This window comes from Streptococcus sp. HMSC061E03 (genome assembly GCF_001813505.1).
In the GTDB taxonomy this organism is placed as follows: domain Bacteria; phylum Bacillota; class Bacilli; order Lactobacillales; family Streptococcaceae; genus Streptococcus.
The window spans coordinates 5222-25024 of record NZ_KV812797.1; the positions used below are offsets into that span (position 1 = coordinate 5222).

Below are 19803 nucleotides of genomic sequence, written 5' to 3' on the forward strand. Positions count from 1 at the left end.
AGGACTTTTGTCCCAGCCTCTTTTTTCTGTTAAAAAATATAAAAAATTGGTTCATAAATTAATTTATTCGATAGAATGATTCAATCGTCTACTTAAACTTTCCGCTGTGAGAAAAGTGCCTGAAACAATAACGTTTCAGGCACTCAGGAGTTTTGAGAGTAAAACAGTTCGGGGAACTGTTTTAGCCTGAGCCTAAAAATTAAAAAGCGAAGGGGTTCAAAACGAATTGAACACGGGCTGCGGATTGTGTCAAAAAGATAAGTCCTCCTAGAATCGAAAGATTCTGCGTCAAACTTCCTATTTTGACTTTATCCGCAGACGCCCTTTGTATCTTGATTTAGTCATGGAACTTCATCGAAGTTCGCTGACGTCCGTTCTCACCTAAGGAAAGTTTCTAAGAGGACCTTGTCTACATTCTAATTTCTGAGCTTTTCTTATTACATGATCCCGTTCTTTCCTGTCGGTAGGCTAATCCCTGCTTCCATCAAGGCATCATGGTAGAGTTTATAGTAGGTATGATAGACAGTCGTCTGGGTTCCATTTTGCGCAGTCATCGCAATGCGGAAGGAATAACGGCCATTTTTTTCAATCTGTGGGCCTAAAATCGTAGGACCTGTCAACACCTCTGGGTGTTTATCTTGTTCAGACTGATTGACCTGAGCAATCACCTGATAAATCTTGTCGAGATCGGTATTTGCATCTAGTGGAATATCGATTAGCACGCGCATATCGCCACGTGAGAGATTGCTGACGACGGTAATATTGCGATTCGGAACAAAGTGGAGAGTTCCATCAAAATCCCGCACCTGGGTCGTGCGAATCCCGACACTACTGACGATTCCGGCAATATTAATAGACCCATTCGTGAGACGAACATTGTCTCCCACGTCCAGCTGGCGTTCTAAAAGGATGAAGAAACCATTGACCAAATCGGAAAGAAAACCCTGGGCTCCCATCCCAATCGCCACCCCAGCAATCCCAGCACCAGCCAAGAGACTAGAGACTGGAAGACCCAGAATCGACAAAATCCAGTAGATCAAGATGAAATACAAACAATAGTTTAAGAGGCTCTCAACCAAACGGAGAATCGTATTTTTACGGGCTTCATCCTGCACCGTATACTTAAAGGAAGGGGTTAATATCCGCTTAACCAGGCTATGGATGACCTTTTTAGCGATAAAAAATAAGAGAAAGACAAAAATCAGAGAGATACATTTTGAGATCAGATCATCAAAAATCTTCGTCCAGTCTATTTTACTGAAATAACGTTGGAAAGCTTGACTCATTTATTCGGGCCTTTCTACCAAAGAATAGTATGATTATATCAAATATTCGGAAATAAGGCTATTTTTTAAAAATTTCATTACTTTTCCCCCCTCACTATCGTATGATATTCCTTAATTATTTTTTAAGGAGGTCCTACATGATTCATCGACTGATTACCACTTGGAATAAAACCAACCTTATGAAAAGGATCGCAATCGGGATTGTACTTGGAGTCATCCTAGCACTTCTCTTTCCGAAAGCAACTGGCATTGGACTCTTAGGAGAGTTCTTTGTTGGGGGGCTCCGTGCGATCGCACCCCTTCTGGTCTTTGCGCTCGTCGCAAATGCCCTCTCCCAACACCAAAAAGGGACAGAGACTAATATGAAAAAAGTCATCGTCCTCTATCTTCTAGGAACCTTTGCTGCTGCCTTTGTTGCTGTTTTGGTCAATTACATCTTCCCGATCACCATTACCCTGACTGGAAAGGCCGCTGAAGGATCCTCTCCAAACGGGATTGGCGAAGTGATTAGTAACCTCTTGCTCAAGATCGTCGACAACCCGGTCAATGCCTTGCAGCAAGCCAACTACATTGGAATCCTTTCTTGGGCAACTGTCTTTGGGATTGCCATGAGAGAGGCGAGTGAACATAGTAAAGACCTCCTCCAAACTCTAGCAGACATCACTTCAAAAATTGTTGAGTGGATTATCAACCTAGCTCCATTTGGGATCTTAGGCTTGGTCTTCACGACCATCGCTGGCCAAGGACTCAGTGCCCTTAGTAACTACGGGATTCTCTTACTTGTTTTGGTTGGTACCATGGCATTTGTAGCCCTGGTCATCAATCCATTGATCGTCTTTTTCATGATCCGCAAGAACCCTTATCCCCTTGTTTTTAAATGCCTCCGTGTCAGTGGGGTAACAGCCTTCTTCACCAGAAGTTCTGCAGCCAATATCCCTGTCAATATGCGTCTCTGTGAAGAGTTGGGGCTGAATCCAGACACCTATTCTGTCTCCATTCCACTTGGTTCAACTGTAAACATGGCAGGCGCAGCCGTGACGATCAATATTTTGACGCTAGCTGCTGCCAATACCTTACACATTCAGGTTGACTTTGGAACGGCGCTCATCCTGAGTGTCGTAGCGGCTATCTCTGCTTGTGGAGCATCTGGAGTTGCAGGAGGTTCTCTCCTTCTCATCCCTGTTGCTTGTAGCCTCTTTGGTATCACCAATGATTTGGCCATGCAAGTCGTCAGCGTCGGCTTTATCATCGGGGTCATCCAAGACTCTTGCGAAACAGCCCTCAACTCTTCGACAGATGTGCTCTTCACTGCCATCGCCGAAATGAGCAACTGGCCAAAAGAAAAACGCTATTAAATGATCCTATCTCACATAGACAAGAAAACCCAGACCTCGCGATCTGGGTTTTCTTATTTCTTAAAGTATTGTTTGCTTTCTTTGATGATGACAGGGGAAAGGACTAAGAGGGCGATCAGGTTGGGCAAAGCCATCAGCCCATTCACAATATCCGCGATCACCCAGACCAGGTCCAGCTTAAGGAAGCCTCCCAGTCCAACCATAAAGACAAAGAAGGTCCGATAGAGGTTTATATGTTTGACACCAAAAAGGAATTCGAAACACCGCTCTCCGTAATAAGACCATCCAAGAATAGTCGTGGTCGCAAAAAGCACCAAGCATAGCGTTAGAATGATGCCTCCGACTGGGCCAAAGACGCCTGTAAACGTATCCTGAGTCAGGGTGCTAGTGCTGCCCCTAGCCATCCACTCACCTGAAACCAAGAGCGAAAGTCCTGTCAAACTACAGATGATAATGGTATCAATAAAGGTTCCCGTCATGGAGATCAACCCTTGCTCGACGGGCTCATTGGTCTTCGCCGCCGCTGCTGCAATGGGTGCAGATCCGAGACCAGATTCATTGGAGAAAACTCCACGCGCTACCCCTTTTTGGATAGCCATTTTAACCGTTGCTCCTGCAAAACCTCCCATGGCTGCAGTCCCTGTAAAAGCACCCGAAAAGACTGCTTTTAAGGCTGGAAGCAATTGGTCCAGATGCAAGGCAATAATCGTGATGGTCGCAAAGATATAGGCAGCCGCCATAAAAGGAACCACTTTTTCAGAGACTTTGGAAATCCAGTGAATCCCTCCAAAGATGATGGTTGAAACCACCAGAGCAATTACTACACTAGCCACTTCTGGAGCTGTTCCAAAACTGGCTTGAAGGAATCCCGTAATGGAATTAACCTGGGTCATGGTTCCGATCCCAAAGAGGGCTACCAGCACTCCTGCAACCGCAAAGAAAATAGCCAGTGGTCGCCACTTCTCTCCCATCCCGTGAAGAATGTAGTACATCGGACCACCCGAGATATGACCATTGTCATCCTTGGTCCGATAACGAATGGCTAAGAGCCCTTCTGCATACTTGGTCGCCATTCCAAAGAAGGCTGCCATCCACATCCAAAAGAGGGCCCCTGAGCCACCTGTCTGAATCGCTGTAGCCACCCCTACAATATTCCCCGTCCCTACAGTAGCCGCTAGGGCTGTCGCAAGGGCTCCGAAGCTCGAGATATCCCCGTGTCCCTCATCTTCTGTAAAGATCAGGCGAAAAGCTTTTGGAAGGTAGCGGATCTGAAGTAAACCCAAGCGAAGGGTCAGGTAGATCCCTGTTCCTACCAAGAGCACCAACAGCGGGGCGCCCCACACTAGATTATCGAGTTGTTGAAAAAACTGCAATACATGATCCATTTTCTGTCTCCTTTTTCATCGACCGCTCGACAGAAAAGAGAAAAAGAAAGAGCACATGTCAAACATGTACTCTGGTCCTGCTTAAAATAGGGGACTTCCCCTATCTTTCGCTCTGTCCTTTTACCTGAGAGTTTGAGTAGATGCATCCTCTACCTTGCCCCTTCGGTGCCATTTCTGGTCTCTCCAGAGTTCCGTCCATTCACAGTCACTCACGCTCCTGCAAACTTCATTCGGTCGTATGTAATTTTCTCTATTTTAATCGATTTTCAAAAGTTTGTCAATCATTTCTGAAAATATCTTGTAAACTACCTGAAAATGTACGCTTTTTAATCACTCAAGGAGAAGTGATTGGTCATGAGGTTGCTAGCATCGAGCAAAATCTTGTCCAAGAGTTGATCTGTTGCTTCCTGGATTTGATCACTCATAGCTTGGTTTTCCGCCTCAAAATCAACAGTGTCACCTGCTGCAAGTGCACGATCGACTTTATTGATGCGCGCATGTCCCCAGGCCATTGTCGTCTCTTGGTAATCGTCCAAATCACCAACATGGTGAGCATAGTGAGGATCTGCTAGTCCTGCAATAATCCGGTTGGCCCAGTAGAAGGAATCCGTTGTTACCTTAGCCGTCGTATTGGCAAAGTAGTCTGGCGTTGTATCCACTTGGGTAAAGAAAGGAACGGCTGTATTGTAAGGCATGGAGCCATAAGAAATCCATTGGATGCCTGTCGTTTCTTGTGGTTTATTGGGACGCAATTGCAGAATCGCTGTCTGGCTGGTCCGGTTAATCCCGATCGTCCGAAAGGTCCGTTGACTCACGTGATCTCCTTCAGGACCATAAGGATCGTAGATGGTGTCTTGGTAATGGTTGCTCAAGACATATTTGACATCTTCAATCGTTACCTTGCGATAAGGTTTTTGACACCAAGGAATCTCAAAGCTCCGTGGATCCTGCTTGATTTCAGGATTGAGGAAACGCTGGATGGCCCAAGCCCGCGGTGTATTGTAGTGACGGTCCTTGTCTTTTTGGCTACCAAAGGCATAGCGTGGATTAAAACCTTTCCCTTCTTGATCCAGAATCAAATGGTGCTCTGTGACAAAACGTTCAAGATCCGGGTCACAAAGAAACTCATCTGGATTTCCAAATTCAAAATAATCGCTTCCCAGTTGGTTGGGGTTGGTCACATAGGCATCATCAGGGACACGGCGCGCCATCCAGTGGTGACCTCCGATGGTCTCCAACCACCAGATTTCATTCACATCTGAAATCGCAATCCCGTTAGACTCATAAGTTCCATACTCTTCCAAGATCTTTCCGAGACGCAAGACCCCTTCGCGGGCTGTCTTGACATAAGGCAAGACCAAGGTCAGCATATCTTCCTCACCGATACCACTCTCTACAAGAGGATCTGCCCCTAACACACGGCTATTGGTCGTAATGGTCTCTGTCTCACTCATGGCTACATTATAGACATTGATCCCAGCTTCTCCCCAGATCCCGTCTTTAGGAATCGCATCTGGAACCGCTGTATAGCGAACTGGATTATCTGGCAAGTCGATTTCAAAAGTTGATAAAACAGACTTGTAATGACGCGGTTGATCTTCTGGTTTGACCACGATCAATTTCTTGGGCGTAAAAACGCCATTTTGAGAATCCTCTGTTCGTGCTACAATGGTCGAACCATCATAACTAGCATTTTTTCCGACTAGAATCGTTGTACACGAATCTGCACTTTCACGTATACGCATGCGTATCCTCCCAAATCATTCATTGCCTCTATTATATCACTTTTAAAAGGGAGGACCTATTGAAAATCAGATTTAAAAGCGAATCCTTTTCAACAACTTTCAAATATTTTCATTTTATAAAATTTTAAAAACCCTAGCTGATAAACAGCTAGGTTTCGATTAGCCTTTAAACGTAACAATAGTCGCGCCACTTCCACCTGCATTTTGGGGGGCATATTCAAAACTCTTGACGTGTTTGTTGCGGCGGAGGTACTTGGTCACCCCTTCACGGATAACTCCCGTCCCGATTCCGTGGATGATATCGACTTGAGCCATGTTGTTGAGCAGGGCCTGATCGATAAAGCCATCTAGCTCTTGCATGGCCTCTTCATAGCGTTTCCCACGGAGGTCCAGACGCGCTCTCGGGCCACTCGTGTTCGAGCGTTTGACGACATTCACCTGGCGTTTCTTAGGTTGAGCCGCTTCTTTTTCAGCCTTGATGAGGTTGAATTCTTTTTCTTCCAAGGTCATCTTGATCAAGCCGACTTGCGCCTCCCAGCGGCCATCTTTGAGTTGCTTGACCAGGGTTCCGCGTTGGCCATAGCTGATAACCAAGATTTCATCTCCCACCTTAGGAGCACGCGCCTTTTTGGCTTTTTTCAAGACCTTGTTTTTAGAAAGGTCGACGGTTTCAGGAGCGAGTTTTTTCAACTGAGCCTTGGCTTCAATGATCTCATGTGGTTTCAACTGGGATTTGGCGTGAAGGCCTTGAAGGATACGGTCACTCTCTGAGAGGGCCATGTCCACAATTTCCTTGGCTTCTTCTCTCGCCTTATTGAGCTCTGTTTCTCTCTCTCGGGTCAGTTCGTTATAGAGTTTTCGAAGAGCACGATTGAATTTGAGATTTTCTTGCTCGACCTCTTGAATGGTATCCAAGCGCTTGCGACTTTCTAAGGTCTGTGCCTCCAATTTTTCAATAATCTGATTGACATCGTTATCCGTATTGGTCATCTTCATGGCATCCTGGATAATGGTCTCAGACAAGCCCAATCGGCGAGCGATCTCAAAGGCATTGGAGCGTCCAGGCACCCCTTGCATGAAGCGATAAGTCGGACGCAGACTCGCTGTATCAAATTCCATGCTGGCATTTTGCACTCCTGCAGTCTCAATCCCGTAGGCCTTGAGCTCTGGATAGTGGGTTGTCGCCATGGTCTTAATCCCGCGTAAGTGCAGGTCTTCTAGGATAGCAATAGCAAGGCCAGCCCCCTCTTGAGGATCGGTTCCAGCCCCCAACTCATCCAGAAGGATCAAGGAGGCGGTATCCACTTGATTTAAGATAGATACGATATTGGTCATATGACTGGAGAAGGTCGACAAGCTCTGCTCGATCGATTGTTCATCTCCAATATCCGCAAAGACCTGTGAGAAGATGCCCACACGACTACCTGGATCCGCTAGGATGGGAAGACCAGACTGGGCCATAATTTGCGCTAGTCCCAGCGTTTTGAGCATGATGGTTTTCCCCCCTGTATTGGGACCGGTAATCACGATTTCTGTCAAGTCCTCGGTAAAATGCAGGTCATTCGCGACGGCATTTTCAATCAAGGGATGACGTAGTTGCAAGAGCTGAATAGAGCGATTGCTACTAACCTCTGGTACCACTGCCTTACAATCGCGCATAAAGCGATACTTGGCTTTGATCAAGTCCAAGTGACCGATAATCCAAGCGTTATTTGCAATCTCTGCTGCATGAGGGCGCAGGGTGTCAGACAATTCCTCCAGAATCTGAATGATTTCATACCGTTCATCGGCTCGATGATTGGCAATTTCTTCATTAAGATTGACCACTGCTCGAGGCTCGATATAAACGGTATTCCCGCTGGCTGAGATATCGTGGACCACCCCTGCAATCCGGTTGCGATAGGTGTTTTTTACGGGTAGAACATTGCGGCCATTCCGACTAGCAATCACAGCATCCGCCAACATATCGGCCTTGCTTTTCAGCAGGTCTTGGAGAATCTCTCTGACCTGGTGTTCATTTTCCTGGATTCGACGGCGGATTTTGGCCAATTTTTCGCTGGCAAAAGACTCGACAAAGCCTCCTTCGTTGATAGCTTGAAGCCCACCTTGTAGGCGAGGAAGATCCACCAAGTTGTCAAAGAGGCGATTGAGCCTTTCCAGACGGACATTTTCCAAGTTGTCGTAGAAATCCTTGAGTTCATGTGTCACCCGAAGGACGGCTTTTAGCGCTAGTAATTCATCGATATTGAGGGATGCCTCCATCTCCAAACGCTTGGCGACTGGACGGACATCTTGAATGGTCGACACGGCAAAGCGAGGCTCTTCCAAGAGGATCTGCTCCATATCTTCTAGCTCCATAAAGGCCGTTTCGATGCTTTCTTTTTTATCAGTTGGAGTAAGGGCTGCTAGCTCCATCTCCCCTTGTTCTGTCTGTAGATAGGGTTCAAAGAGTTGCTTGACCTTGTCAAACTCCAGAATATCTAAGATTTTTTTGTTCATATTTCTCCTACAAAAAAAGTGAGCGTCCTTCTTTGAATCGGACTTGTCTCACTCCTTTCTTCATTTTTGCTCCTTAAGCTCCGATAATCGCAGTCACCCACAAGTTGTGGAACAAACTGGAACTAATCGGGGTATGAAGGATGATAAAGCGGATCAATCCACTTGCATTGAGTCTATTTTGGATGGAAGCCATGGGAACTGTTGAGAGGACAGTCAAGCCCATCTGGATGACCAAGAGAGTTATCACGACGGCGATCACTCCCGCTCCAATTTGATACTTGCGATCCTCCAATTTTTCTGGCTGAGGTACCAAGTGCATAAAGATCCCAATCACACGACCAATCAGGTAGACCATCGCAAAAATCAATACATATGCTAATCCTGCATAAAAGATGTCATCTAATTGAAATAGGTAGCGGTTGGCATAAAAATAATTCACCGATTGCTGGGTGGGACTCGAAAAAGGAACCCATAGAGACAACACCTTGGCCAGTCCCTTATAGCTGCCACCTGCAATCAAGAGGGCCACTAAGGTCACTAGAAAGTAATAGGACTGGAGGATAATCCCTCTTGCATAGCCAATATAAAAGCTCCATGCCAAAATCAATAAGATTAAGAAAGTTAACATGTATCTCCTCTTATTTGGATGATTTATCCTTTAAGTCGTCTAAAGCCTTGCGACGAAAAGCATCTAATTCTTTTTCTTTGTCATCAAACTCAATCTCGCGATTCAGTTGCATGGACAAACTATTTACTGCCAATAAGATCGCGATGGTTTCATCATCTGCCTCTGGCATTTGTTCCTTAATTGCTTGGTATTTTTCTTTCGCAACACGTTCGACTTCTTCCATAAACAAATTATCATGGTTGGTTGTTAAAGTGAGCGCTTTGTTTCCAAATGTAAATTTATATCTATTTAAGCTCGCCATAAAAATCACCTCACGGTATTATACCAAAAAAGGCTAGCTTTGTCAGTAGCAAAGCCCCTCTTCACAGGGATTTTCCAGTGGATTCTTTCTTTCTTTTTGCTCCCTCTCTCCCTGAATTTGTGGTACAATAGTGGTTATGGAAAGTATGACACTCACTCCAACACAGGAGCAAATCCTTGATTTTGTCCATACCTATCGCAACTCTCTCTCTCAAAGCAAGAATCCTCATATGGATTATTTCTTTCGACTAGAGGGAGCGACCGTTTCGATCTACAAGTCTGGAAAAGTCTTGCTTCAAGGCAATGACCTTACTCCTTACCTGGCCTTTTTCGGGCAAGATGCTGGGAACCCTAAAGGTTCTACTACTTCATCTGCAGGACAAGATCTAGCCATGATCGGAACCGACGAGGTCGGAAACGGCTCTTATTTTGGTGGACTCACCGTCGTTGCATCCTTTGTCACACCTGACCAGCACGACTGGCTCAAAAAGCTCGGTGTTGGGGATTCAAAGACCTTGGATGATCGAAAAATTCAGCAATTGGCTCCTCTCCTTGAGGAAAACATCCAGCACCAAGCACTCTTATTGTCTCCAAAGAAGTACAATGAAGTCATTGCTTCTGGCTATAATGCTGTTTCGGTCAAAGTGGCCCTGCACAACCAGGCCATCTATCTTCTATTAAATAAAGGAGTCCAAGCAGAGCGAATTGTGATCGATGCCTTTACGACGGCTAAAAACTACCAAAAATATGTGAAAGCTGAAAAAAATCAGGTCACCCAAGCCATTGAGTTGGAAGAAAAAGCAGAAGGTAAGTATTTAGCTGTTGCAGTTAGTTCCATCATCGCCCGCAATCTCTTCCTTCAAAATCTGGAAGATCTGGGCAAGGAACTGGGCTTTAATCTCCCTAGTGGAGCAGGGACGAAGTCTGACCAAGTCGCTGCTAAATTGCTCCAGACCTACGGGATGAAAGCTCTGGATTATTGTGCCAAACTCCATTTTAAAAACACAGAAAAAGCAAAGAAATTACTAGAAAGATAAGTTATGTCAAAAAGAAGTTCAAAACAGTCATCTAGCTCACCAGTGGTGAGATTCCTTAAAGAATGGGGCCTCTTCAGCATCATCGTTGGTCTCATCATTGCCTCTCGCATTTACCTCTGGGCTCCGGTCAAGGTGGATGGCCATTCGATGGATCCGACCCTGGCTGATAGCGAGTACCTCCTTGTGGTCAACCACCTCTCGATTGATCGTTTCGACATTGTCGTTGCCAGTGAAAAAGACGATGACGGCAAAACCAAGGACATCGTCAAGCGGGTCATCGGTCTTCCTGGAGATACTATCCAATACGACAACGACACCCTTTACATCAATGGGAAAAAGACCAATGAGCCTTATTTGAAAGACTACATCGCTCGTTTCAAAAAAGATAAATTGCAATCGACCTACACTGGAAAAGGGTTCGAAGAAAACGGAGAACTCTTCCGTCAATTGGCCAATACAGCCCAAGCTTTTACAGTAGACAAGGATGGCAATCCTAAATTTACCTTGAAGTTACTCGACGATGAATACCTCCTACTTGGAGATGACCGGATCGTTTCAAAAGATAGCCGTCAGGTCGGAGCTTTCAAGAAAGAACAAATCAAAGGGCAAGCCGTCTTTAGACTATGGCCGATCTACCCTTTCAAAACTTATTAGTATAGATTAACAAACTGAGGCTGAGACAAGTATGTCCCAGCCTTGCTTTATAAAAAGGAAAGAAATGATGGAATATTATTTTTCTGGTACTATTGAGCGCATTATTTTTGAAAACCCTAGCAGTTTTTTTCGAATCCTCTTGCTCGACATCAGCGATACCGATGCCGAAGACTTTGATGATTTTGAGATTATTGTGACAGGAACCATGGCAGATATCATGGAAGGCGAAGACTACACCTTCTGGGGGGAGCTGGTCCATCATCCTAAATACGGAGAGCAGCTCAAAATCAGTCGCTATGAACGTGCCAAACCCTCTAGCAAGGGCTTGGTGAAATATTTTTCCAGCGATCACTTTAAAGGAATTGGTCTCAAAACAGCCCAAAAAATCGTGGACCTCTATGGGGACGATACCATTGACAAAATTTTGGAGGCCCCTGAAAAATTAGAAGAAATCACAGGTCTCTCCAAGAAAAATCGCCTGGCTTTTGTGGAAAAACTCCGTCAGAATTACGGAACGGAGCGCATTCTCGCCCAACTAGCCAACTATGGCATTCCCAATAAATTGGCCTTTCAGATCCAAGATTTTTATAATGAAGAAACCCTCCAGATCGTGGAGCAACAGCCCTATCGATTGGTGGAAGATATCCAAGGCATGGGCTTTAAAATCGCGGACCAACTAGCCGAAGAATTGGGGATTGCAAGTGACGCCCCTGAGCGTTTCCGCGCGGGCCTGATCCACAGCCTTTTTAGCTACTCTATCGAGACTGGAAATACCTACATCGAAGCCAAGGACCTCCTGCGCTATACCATTGACCTGTTAGAATCCGCTCGTCCAATAGAATTGGATCCTTCCACTGTCGCCCAAGAATTAGGACGCCTCATCGAGGAAGACAAGGTCCAAAACGTGGACACCAAGATCTTTGACAACAGCCTCTTCTTTGCGGAGGAAGGGATTCGTAGTCATATCGGTCGATTATTGGAAAAAGGAAAGTCGACTTCATTTGACCCTGAGAAAATCAACCAGGCGATTGAGGCGGTTGAAAAAGATTTGGGGATTCGCTACGATGCCATTCAAAAAGAGGCCATTCACCAAGCTATCCAAAATAAGGTCTTTATCCTCACCGGGGGACCGGGGACAGGAAAGACTACCGTTATCAATGGGATGATCAGCGTCTATGCCCAACTCCACCAGCTGGACCTTCGGAAAAAACAAGACCTGCCAATCCTCTTGGCTGCCCCAACAGGACGGGCAGCTAGACGCATGAATGAGCTGACAGGACTTCCGAGCGCCACCATCCACCGCCATTTGGGGATGACAGGAGATGATGACACCAGCCACTTAGAGGACTATCTGGATGCAGACTTCATCATTGTGGACGAATTTTCCATGGTTGATACCTGGCTGGCTAATCAATTACTCAGCAACATCGCAACAGATACCAAACTCTTGATTGTGGGAGATGCCGACCAATTACCTTCCGTCAGCCCTGGTCAGGTCTTGGCTGATCTCTTGCAGATCCCAAGCATCCCTCAGACCAAACTCGAACATATTTTCCGTCAGAGTGAGGACTCGACCATTGTCTCACTAGCAGGAGACATTCGCCAAGGCAAGCTTCCTCAAGATTTCACAGAACGAAAAGCTGACCGCTCTTATTTCGAAGCCGGAAGCGAACACATCCCTAAGATGATCGAACAAATCACTTCTGCTGCCCTTCGTAGTCAGATCCCTGCTCGAGATATCCAAGTCTTGGCACCCATGTACAAGGGCCAGGCCGGCATTGACAATATCAATACGCTCATGCAAGACCTTCTCAATCCAGCTGTCAAAGATCAGGTCGTTTTTGACACGCCAGACTGCCAATACCGTGACGGAGATAAGGTCATCCATCTGGTCAATGATGCAGAAAGCAATGTCTTTAACGGAGATATCGGCTACATCACCGATCTTCTCCCAGGAAAATATACGGAATCCAAGCAAGATGAATTGACCATCCAATTTGATGGCAATGAAATCGTCTACCCGCGCAATGAATGGTACAAGATTCGCTTAGCCTATGCGATGAGTATTCACAAATCGCAAGGAAGCGAGTTTCCTGTAGTGATTCTACCCATTACCAATCAAAGCCACCGGATGTTGCAGCGTAATTTGATCTATACTGCCATCACGCGCTCTAAGAGCAAACTGATCCTCTTAGGGGAATACAGCGCCTTTGATTACGCCACTAAAAATACCGGTACTGCGCGCAAGACCTACTTGGTGGAGCGTTTCAAGAACCTGGATGGAAGCGAGGTCACCAAAGACTCTTCTTCAGCCGTTACCACGTCTTCTGCTACAGTCGAGTCTACACGAATCAAGGAAGAAACTGTTGAAAGGAAGGCTGAGTCTGATGAACCGACTGTCTATCGACTGACAGAAGACAATCTCCACACCATCTCTCCTATGATCGGACTGACTGAAGAAGAAATTGCAGCCTTTTTTGACATCAAAAAATACGACTAGTGAACAAACTAGTCGTTTTCTTTTTCTTCCACCAAAGGCAACTCGGTATGATCCACGAAATTGGTCATGGTGACACCCAAGAGGCGGATTCCAGTATTTGTCGATTCGATTTCTTGAAAAATTTGGCGAGCAGAACGATTGATCCGCTCAGCATCTCGTGTTGGCTCTGTTAATGTCATTCGCTTGGTCAGGGTGGTGAAATCTCCATAGCGCACTTTTAAGACCAAGGTCTTGCCTTGCTTGCCATGTTTTTCCAGCGATTGGGCCACCTTACTGGACAGATTTGCAATTTCTTCTACAATATCATCTTCAGCATAGAGGAGCTTGCGGTAGGTCCGCTCTTTTCCGATCGACTTGCGGATCCGATGGCTCTTGACAGGGCTATTGTGAATCCCTCGCGCCTTACGAAAGAGATCATAGCCAAAGCGTCCAAACCGATCGATCAAGGTCATCTCCGGGATGGCTAAAAGATCCGCACCAGTATAGACCCCCATCTCATGCAGCCGCTCCACTGTCTTCTTTCCTACCCCGTGAAATTTGGCAATGTCCATCTGGCTCAGGAAATCCTCAGCATCCTCCGGCAAGACCACCGTTAGGCCACGGGGTTTTTGGTAGTCACTTGCCATCTTGGCCAAAAACTTATTATAAGAGACACCCGCTGAAGCTGTGAGATGGAGCTCTTCCCAGATCGCATGCTGAATCAAGCGAGCGATTTTGACAGCTGATTTGCTCTGGATTTTATTTTCCGTCACATCTAGATAGGCTTCATCAATACTCACGGGCTCGATGAGATCCGTATACCGCCTAAAAATCTCACGAACCTGCTCACCCACTTCTCGGTATTTTTCATAATTCCCAGAAATAAAGATCGCTTTTGGGCAGAGCTCCAACGCTTCTTTGGAGCTCATAGCCGAGTGGATCCCGTATTTTCGAGCCTCATAGTTGCAGGTCGAGACCACCCCTCTTCCCCCTGACTGTCGAGGGTCCTGGCCAATGACAAGCGGTTGTCCTTTCAAACTAGGATTGTCTCTTTCTTCGACAGCAGCAAAAAATGCATCCATATCAATATGAATGATCTTACGACTTGTATCGTTCACTAATGGAAATATCAGCATTTTTCACCCTCCTTTTTCTATTATAAAAATAAAATTTTGGAATTGCAAAAATCGGCCCTTCCTAAAAACATGAAAATTGATGGAAATTCGTGTTCATTTTCAAAAATGTAGTACAGTATCACAGAAGAATTGAAACTGTATTATAAAAGAATCTGCTATTTTTCGCAATTTGTCTTTGTGTAACCGATTTCTGTATGGTATACTACTATTGTAAGTGCAACAGATATAGTTGCTAGAAAGACAATAGAGGAAAATAAAAATGGTTGTTAAAACAGTCGTTGAAGCACAAGATATTTTTGACAAAGCCTGGGAAGGCTTCAAAGGTGAAGATTGGAAAGAAAAAGCAAGCGTTTCTCGCTTCGTTCAAGCTAACTACACACCTTATGATGGAGATGAAAGCTTCCTAGCTGGTCCAACTGAACGTTCTCTTCACATCAAGAAGATTGTTGAAGAAACAAAAGCTCATTACGAAGAAACTCGTTTCCCATACGATAACCGTCCAACATCTATCGCTGATATCGCAGCTGGATATATCGACAAAGAAAACGAAGTCATCTTCGGTATCCAAAATGATGAATTGTTCAAATTGAACTTCATGCCTCGTGGTGGTATTCGTATGGCGGAAACTACTTTGAAAGAAAATGGATACGAACCAGATCCAGCAGTTCATGAAATCTTCACAAAATACGTTACAACTGTAAACGATGGTATCTTCCGCGCTTACACTTCTAACATCCGTCGTGCTCGTCACGCTCACACAGTAACTGGTCTTCCAGATGCATACTCACGTGGACGTATCATCGGGGTTTATGCTCGTTTGGCCCTTTATGGAGCTGACTACTTGATGGCTGAAAAAGCAAACGACTGGAACGCGATTACTGAAATCGATGAAGAAACAATCCGTCTTCGTGAAGAAGTAAACCTTCAATACCAAGCGCTTCAAGAAGTTGTTAAATTGGGTGACCTTTATGGTGTAGACGTACGTCGTCCTGCCTTCGATACAAAAGAAGCAATCCAATGGACAAACATCGCCTTCATGGCTGTCTGCCGTGTGATCAACGGTGCTGCTACTTCTCTTGGACGTGTGCCAATCGTTTTGGATATCTACGCTGAACGTGACTTGGCTCGTGGTACTTACACTGAATCTGAAATCCAAGAATTCGTTGACGATTTCGTTATGAAATTGCGTACTGTTAAATTTGCTCGTACAAAAGCTTACGACCAATTGTACTCAGGTGACCCAACCTTCATCACAACTTCTATGGCTGGTATGGGTAACGACGGACGTCACCGTGTTACTAAGATGGACTTCCGTTTCTTGAACACTTTGGACAACATCGGTAACTCTCCAGAACCAAACTTGACAGTTCTTTGGACTGACAAATTGCCATACAGCTTCCGTCGCTACTGTATGCACATGAGCCACAAACACTCTTCTATCCAATACGAAGGTGTAACTACTATGGCTAAAGACGGATACGGTGAAATGAGCTGTATCTCATGTTGTGTATCTCCACTTGACCCAGAAAATGAAGAACAACGCCACAACATTCAGTACTTCGGTGCTCGTGTAAACGTGCTTAAAGCTCTTCTTACTGGTTTGAACGGTGGTTACGACGACGTTCATAAAGACTACAAAGTATTTGACATCGATCCTATCCGTGACGAAGTTCTTGAATTCGAATCTGTTAAAGCAAACTTCGAAAAATCTCTTGACTGGTTGACAGACACTTACGTAGATGCTTTGAACATCATCCACTACATGACTGATAAGTACAACTACGAAGCTGTTCAAATGGCCTTCTTGCCAACTCACCAACGCGCTAACATGGGATTCGGTATCTGTGGATTCGCTAACACTGTTGATACTTTGTCAGCAATCAAATACGCTACTGTTAAACCAATCCGTGACGAAGATGGCTACATCTACGATTACGAAACAATCGGTGAATACCCACGTTGGGGTGAAGATGACCCACGTTCTAACGAATTGGCAGAATGGTTGATCGAAGCTTACACTACTCGTCTTCGCAGCCACAAACTTTACAAGAACGCTGAAGCAACTGTTTCACTTCTTACCATCACTTCTAACGTTGCATACTCTAAACAAACTGGTAACTCACCAGTCCACAAAGGTGTATACCTCAACGAAGATGGTTCTGTGAACTTGTCTAAACTTGAATTCTTCTCACCAGGTGCTAACCCATCTAACAAAGCTAAAGGTGGATGGTTGCAAAACTTGAACTCACTTGCTAGCCTTGACTTTGGTTATGCAGCTGATGGTATCTCATTGACAACTCAAGTATCACCTCGCGCTCTTGGTAAAACTCGTGACGAACAAGTTGATAACTTGGTAACAATCCTTGATGGTTACTTCGAAAACGGTGGACAACACGTTAACTTGAACGTTATGGACTTGAACGATGTTTACGAAAAGATCATGTCAGGTGAAGACGTAATCGTACGTATCTCTGGATACTGTGTAAACACTAAATACCTCACTCCAGAACAAAAAACTGAATTGACACAACGTGTCTTCCACGAAGTTCTTTCAATGGATGATGCATTGAGCTAAGATTCAAATAGGTCTTAAAAACCAGTCGGAAACGGCTGGTTTTTTCATCCCCATCGCAAGAGTATTCTGAATTTTGAAAGAGTTTAAGAGCCTACCATATAGGGTTTGACAGCGCTTTCTCCAAGTGTTATAGTAGAGCTGTAAATAAGTTAGAAGGGGTGATCCTATGTTTTTAACATTTATTTTCGCTATTATTTGGCTCTTTATCCTGATTGCACTGATCTTTTTAGCAACCCTTCTCGTCCAGGATAGCACCGTGCAGCACCACCACCCGAGTTAACGAATGATAAACCTAAACAATAGCTATTCTAAACGAATTCAGAAAGGATAAGAAACAAACTAGAATTGTCAGATTTTAGTTCTTTATTTCTTAAAACATTTATTAGAGTACATTAAGAGTCTGTAACCCTTGATTTAATAATGTTTTTCGATTTTTAAAGGCTCATTTAATATCCTTAGACTTCCATTCATACTCCATAAATCACTGAACAAAAAAAACGACCCTCAAGGGGTCAATCATTTATGAGTTCAGCAGGCAAGATCTAGCACCCTCACAAGGTGCTTTTTTTATCTTGAAAAATGGTAGGCGTCCGCGTACCAATGGGTACTCGAAGGCCTACCACCTACTTGAATTATATCATATTTTATACACTTTTCACATTTTAAAAGTCTTTAAAAGAATTTTTAACACAAAAAGGCGCGTGCTTTTGATATACCATATCAAAAAATGGTAGACAACCGCGCACCAATGGGTGCTCGACCGCCTACCACATAGTTAAATTATAGCATATCTTGACCGTTTTTTCATGTCTATATAAATTAGACCATATCACCCCCCTGCTTTATTATTCGTAAAAGAAAAGAAAAAGCACTCAGATTTCTCTAGGTGCTTAATATTCATAGCCGATTTCTTTTTTTATTTTGTCAAATTCTTGCTTCACTTTCGTGTCGGATATATAGCTTTCAGCAAGTGGACCATAACCAACTCCTTGAGGGTTAGCTAAAATACTTTTTACATTATCAACATCTTCCTCAATGTAGTTATCCGAAAAGCTCAACCACTTATAAAAAGAATCTAAAAGGATTTCAACAACAAAACATTTTCTCTCTTTATCAACTAGAGCGCAACGGCCGTCTGTTAGTGTAACTAGAATGTTGTTACGACTGTCGTCTATACCTATGATTTTATTTAACTCGAACAATTTGTAACCTTCTTTCACAACAAGATAAATAGAAGAGGTAATGGTGTTTCACAGTGTAATTATATCATTTTTGATAGATTTTTGTTTCTCCAAAAAGGGAATTTTTCGTACAAAATAGGGCGCGTCCTCTTTCTGAATGAAGTATAGCCCCGTTATTTAACAACAGGGGCTAAAATAGCCTCTAAATTACGAATTGCGCTACTTTTAACACGGCTGATAGTGCTCGCTGAACGGTCTAGCGTTCGTGCTGTTCTTTCCCTTGAATAACCATGAATATAGAAATACCTTAATACAAGTTTCTCTAGTGGATCTCTCAGCCTCTCAATCGCTTCTACTGTTTCTGTTCGCTCATCTAGTAACTGCTCAAGTTTTTGATAGATCTGATCCGATTTATCGATTATACTGACATTTAATTCTTCCGTTTTATTCCCTCTCTTTGTCCTTATTGGATCATGGGAAAGAACTTGTCCTTTTAGAACTGATGACTTTAACGCTATCAATTTATTATTTAACGTTTCTACGTCTGTCTCATAGTTTTTTCAAGCGATTTAATCGCTGTTTTGCATTCATGTTTCATCTCCTATCTCAACCAATTCTCGTGGTTCGCTCGTGGTTCAAACCTAGACTACTAAAACAAGCTATTAAATTTTAGCTATCCCAGATAACCAGAGACTATCACCTTTTCTAGCGTATTTTATAAACTTTCGATAGCGTCTATGATACTTGCTTTGTCTCATAGAATCAGTTTTTAATACCCTTTGTTTATTTCAAGTTCTAGAGCTTCTATACGTGTTTTAAGATCTTCTATCTCCATGCCCTTGTATGCCATCTCCAGAATCGTTTTACAAGCCTGTACCCTTGCGTATGGGCTTGCTTTTGTATTATCTGCTACTTCATACAAAACCTCTACAGCCCTCCCGCTCGCTTGTAATAGCATACTTGTAGAACGTTTGAGCATTTCCTGTCTTAATCGTGAGTATTCTGCAGAAAAATCTTTATTCTTCAAATACCTATAAGCGGTTTTCTTTGTTATTCCTGCTCTTTCTATCGCCTTATCCATAGTAGGCTCACTCACAAGTGCTATCAAGAACAACTCTTGTTTTGGTTTCAAGTTTGTAATATTTAACACCTCCTATCAATTCAAAATTTAGATTATTCTTCGCCTGTTACTTTTATAACGTCATTTGAGTTTATCCATTCTTTAAATTCATTCTCATTTTTAAAAACTATTGTCTTATCATGCGATCTTAAACTTTTTGGATATTCATTTTCTTTTTCGTCCCACTCTCCCAGCCATACCTCAATAGTTGTATGCTTGTTTTTATCTCGCTGTATGGTTTCCAGTCGTTTCAATCTCTTTGATAGATCCATTTTCTGCACCTCTTTTTTACAAACTAAGGCGATCACCAAAGATCTAAAGATCTAAGAGACCGCCTATTGTTTATATTCCTATTTTACGGTGTCATTTATACCCAGTTTGTAGTATTTCTTGCTATTCTTCATTTTTGGGATAAGCTCGATT

Annotated in this window: 16 protein-coding genes and 1 riboswitch; of the genes, 5 read left to right on the forward strand and 11 right to left on the reverse strand. The window is 43.9% G+C overall.

The features are described from left to right. Positions 1-437: 437 nt before the first annotated feature. Positions 438-1286, reverse strand: a complete 849-nt coding sequence (locus tag HMPREF2917_RS07795; RefSeq protein WP_003008782.1) for a mechanosensitive ion channel family protein — start codon at positions 1284-1286, stop codon at positions 438-440. A 137-nt stretch (positions 1287-1423) separates the two neighbouring features. Here HMPREF2917_RS07795 and sstT point away from each other — a divergent pair, with 137 nt between their 5' ends. Next, positions 1424-2641 carry a serine/threonine transporter SstT gene (gene sstT, locus HMPREF2917_RS07800; protein ID WP_070590030.1) on the forward strand — a complete coding sequence of 406 codons (1218 nt, stop codon included), beginning with the start codon at positions 1424-1426 and terminating at the stop codon, positions 2639-2641. A gap of 53 nt (positions 2642-2694) precedes the next feature. Here sstT and HMPREF2917_RS07805 read toward each other — a convergent pair whose 3' ends face one another. The 5 genes from HMPREF2917_RS07805 to HMPREF2917_RS07825 form a co-directional block, all read right to left on the reverse strand. Beyond that, on the reverse strand, positions 2695-4026 hold the full coding sequence (locus HMPREF2917_RS07805) for an alanine/glycine:cation symporter family protein (protein WP_070590033.1): 1332 nt from the start codon (positions 4024-4026) through the stop codon (positions 2695-2697). Between the two features lie 102 nt (positions 4027-4128). Then, positions 4129-4223: riboswitch (glycine riboswitch) on the reverse strand. Between the two features lie 129 nt (positions 4224-4352). Further along, positions 4353-5771: a C69 family dipeptidase gene (locus tag HMPREF2917_RS07810; RefSeq protein WP_070590035.1), complete on the reverse strand. Its 1419-nt coding sequence runs from the start codon at positions 5769-5771 to the stop codon at positions 4353-4355. Positions 5772-5930: 159 nt separating this feature from the next. Continuing rightward, the gene (locus HMPREF2917_RS07815; protein WP_070590038.1) at positions 5931-8270 is read right to left on the reverse strand and encodes an endonuclease MutS2; all 2340 of its coding nucleotides are present in this window, start codon (positions 8268-8270) and stop codon (positions 5931-5933) included. Between the two features lie 73 nt (positions 8271-8343). Beyond that, the gene (locus HMPREF2917_RS07820; protein ID WP_003008795.1) at positions 8344-8898 is read right to left on the reverse strand and encodes a CvpA family protein; all 555 of its coding nucleotides are present in this window, start codon (positions 8896-8898) and stop codon (positions 8344-8346) included. A 10-nt stretch (positions 8899-8908) separates the two neighbouring features. After that, positions 8909-9199 carry a hypothetical protein gene (locus tag HMPREF2917_RS07825; RefSeq protein ID WP_070506075.1) on the reverse strand — a complete coding sequence of 97 codons (291 nt, stop codon included), beginning with the start codon at positions 9197-9199 and terminating at the stop codon, positions 8909-8911. Positions 9200-9335: 136 nt separating this feature from the next. Between HMPREF2917_RS07825 and rnhC the strand changes: the two genes are divergently transcribed. The 3 genes from rnhC (at position 9336) to HMPREF2917_RS07840 (ending at position 13389) form a co-directional block, all read left to right on the forward strand. Beyond that, on the forward strand, positions 9336-10235 hold the full coding sequence (gene rnhC, locus HMPREF2917_RS07830) for a ribonuclease HIII (RefSeq protein WP_070590040.1): 900 nt from the start codon (positions 9336-9338) through the stop codon (positions 10233-10235). A gap of 3 nt (positions 10236-10238) precedes the next feature. Continuing rightward, positions 10239-10889: a signal peptidase I gene (lepB, locus tag HMPREF2917_RS07835; protein ID WP_070590042.1), complete on the forward strand. Its 651-nt coding sequence runs from the start codon at positions 10239-10241 to the stop codon at positions 10887-10889. A gap of 67 nt (positions 10890-10956) precedes the next feature. Continuing rightward, the gene (locus HMPREF2917_RS07840) at positions 10957-13389 is read left to right on the forward strand and encodes an SF1B family DNA helicase RecD2 (protein ID WP_070590045.1); all 2433 of its coding nucleotides are present in this window, start codon (positions 10957-10959) and stop codon (positions 13387-13389) included. A gap of 8 nt (positions 13390-13397) precedes the next feature. Here the strand turns inward: HMPREF2917_RS07840 and dinB are convergent, their stop codons facing one another. Beyond that, positions 13398-14504, reverse strand: a complete 1107-nt coding sequence (dinB, locus tag HMPREF2917_RS07845; protein ID WP_070590048.1) for a DNA polymerase IV — start codon at positions 14502-14504, stop codon at positions 13398-13400. Between the two features lie 259 nt (positions 14505-14763). Between dinB and pflB the strand changes: the two genes are divergently transcribed. After that, a complete protein-coding gene (pflB, locus tag HMPREF2917_RS07850) occupies positions 14764-17079 on the forward strand; it encodes a formate C-acetyltransferase (RefSeq protein ID WP_070590051.1) in 2316 nt (771 codons plus the stop codon). Between the two features lie 890 nt (positions 17080-17969). Here pflB and HMPREF2917_RS07855 read toward each other — a convergent pair. From HMPREF2917_RS07855 to HMPREF2917_RS07870, 4 genes are all read right to left on the reverse strand, one after another. Then, a complete protein-coding gene (locus HMPREF2917_RS07855) occupies positions 17970-18281 on the reverse strand; it encodes a hypothetical protein (RefSeq protein WP_070590055.1) in 312 nt (103 codons plus the stop codon). Between the two features lie 152 nt (positions 18282-18433). Further along, positions 18434-18781 carry a DUF1492 domain-containing protein gene (locus HMPREF2917_RS11880; protein WP_070590057.1) on the reverse strand — a complete coding sequence of 116 codons (348 nt, stop codon included), beginning with the start codon at positions 18779-18781 and terminating at the stop codon, positions 18434-18436. 248 nt (positions 18782-19029) lie between these two features. Further along, entirely contained in the window at positions 19030-19392 is a 363-nt protein-coding gene (locus HMPREF2917_RS07865; protein WP_239665215.1) for a phage replication protein, read from the reverse strand. Positions 19393-19433: 41 nt separating this feature from the next. Beyond that, entirely contained in the window at positions 19434-19652 is a 219-nt protein-coding gene (locus HMPREF2917_RS07870; protein ID WP_070590058.1) for a hypothetical protein, read from the reverse strand. Positions 19653-19803 lie beyond the last annotated feature (151 nt).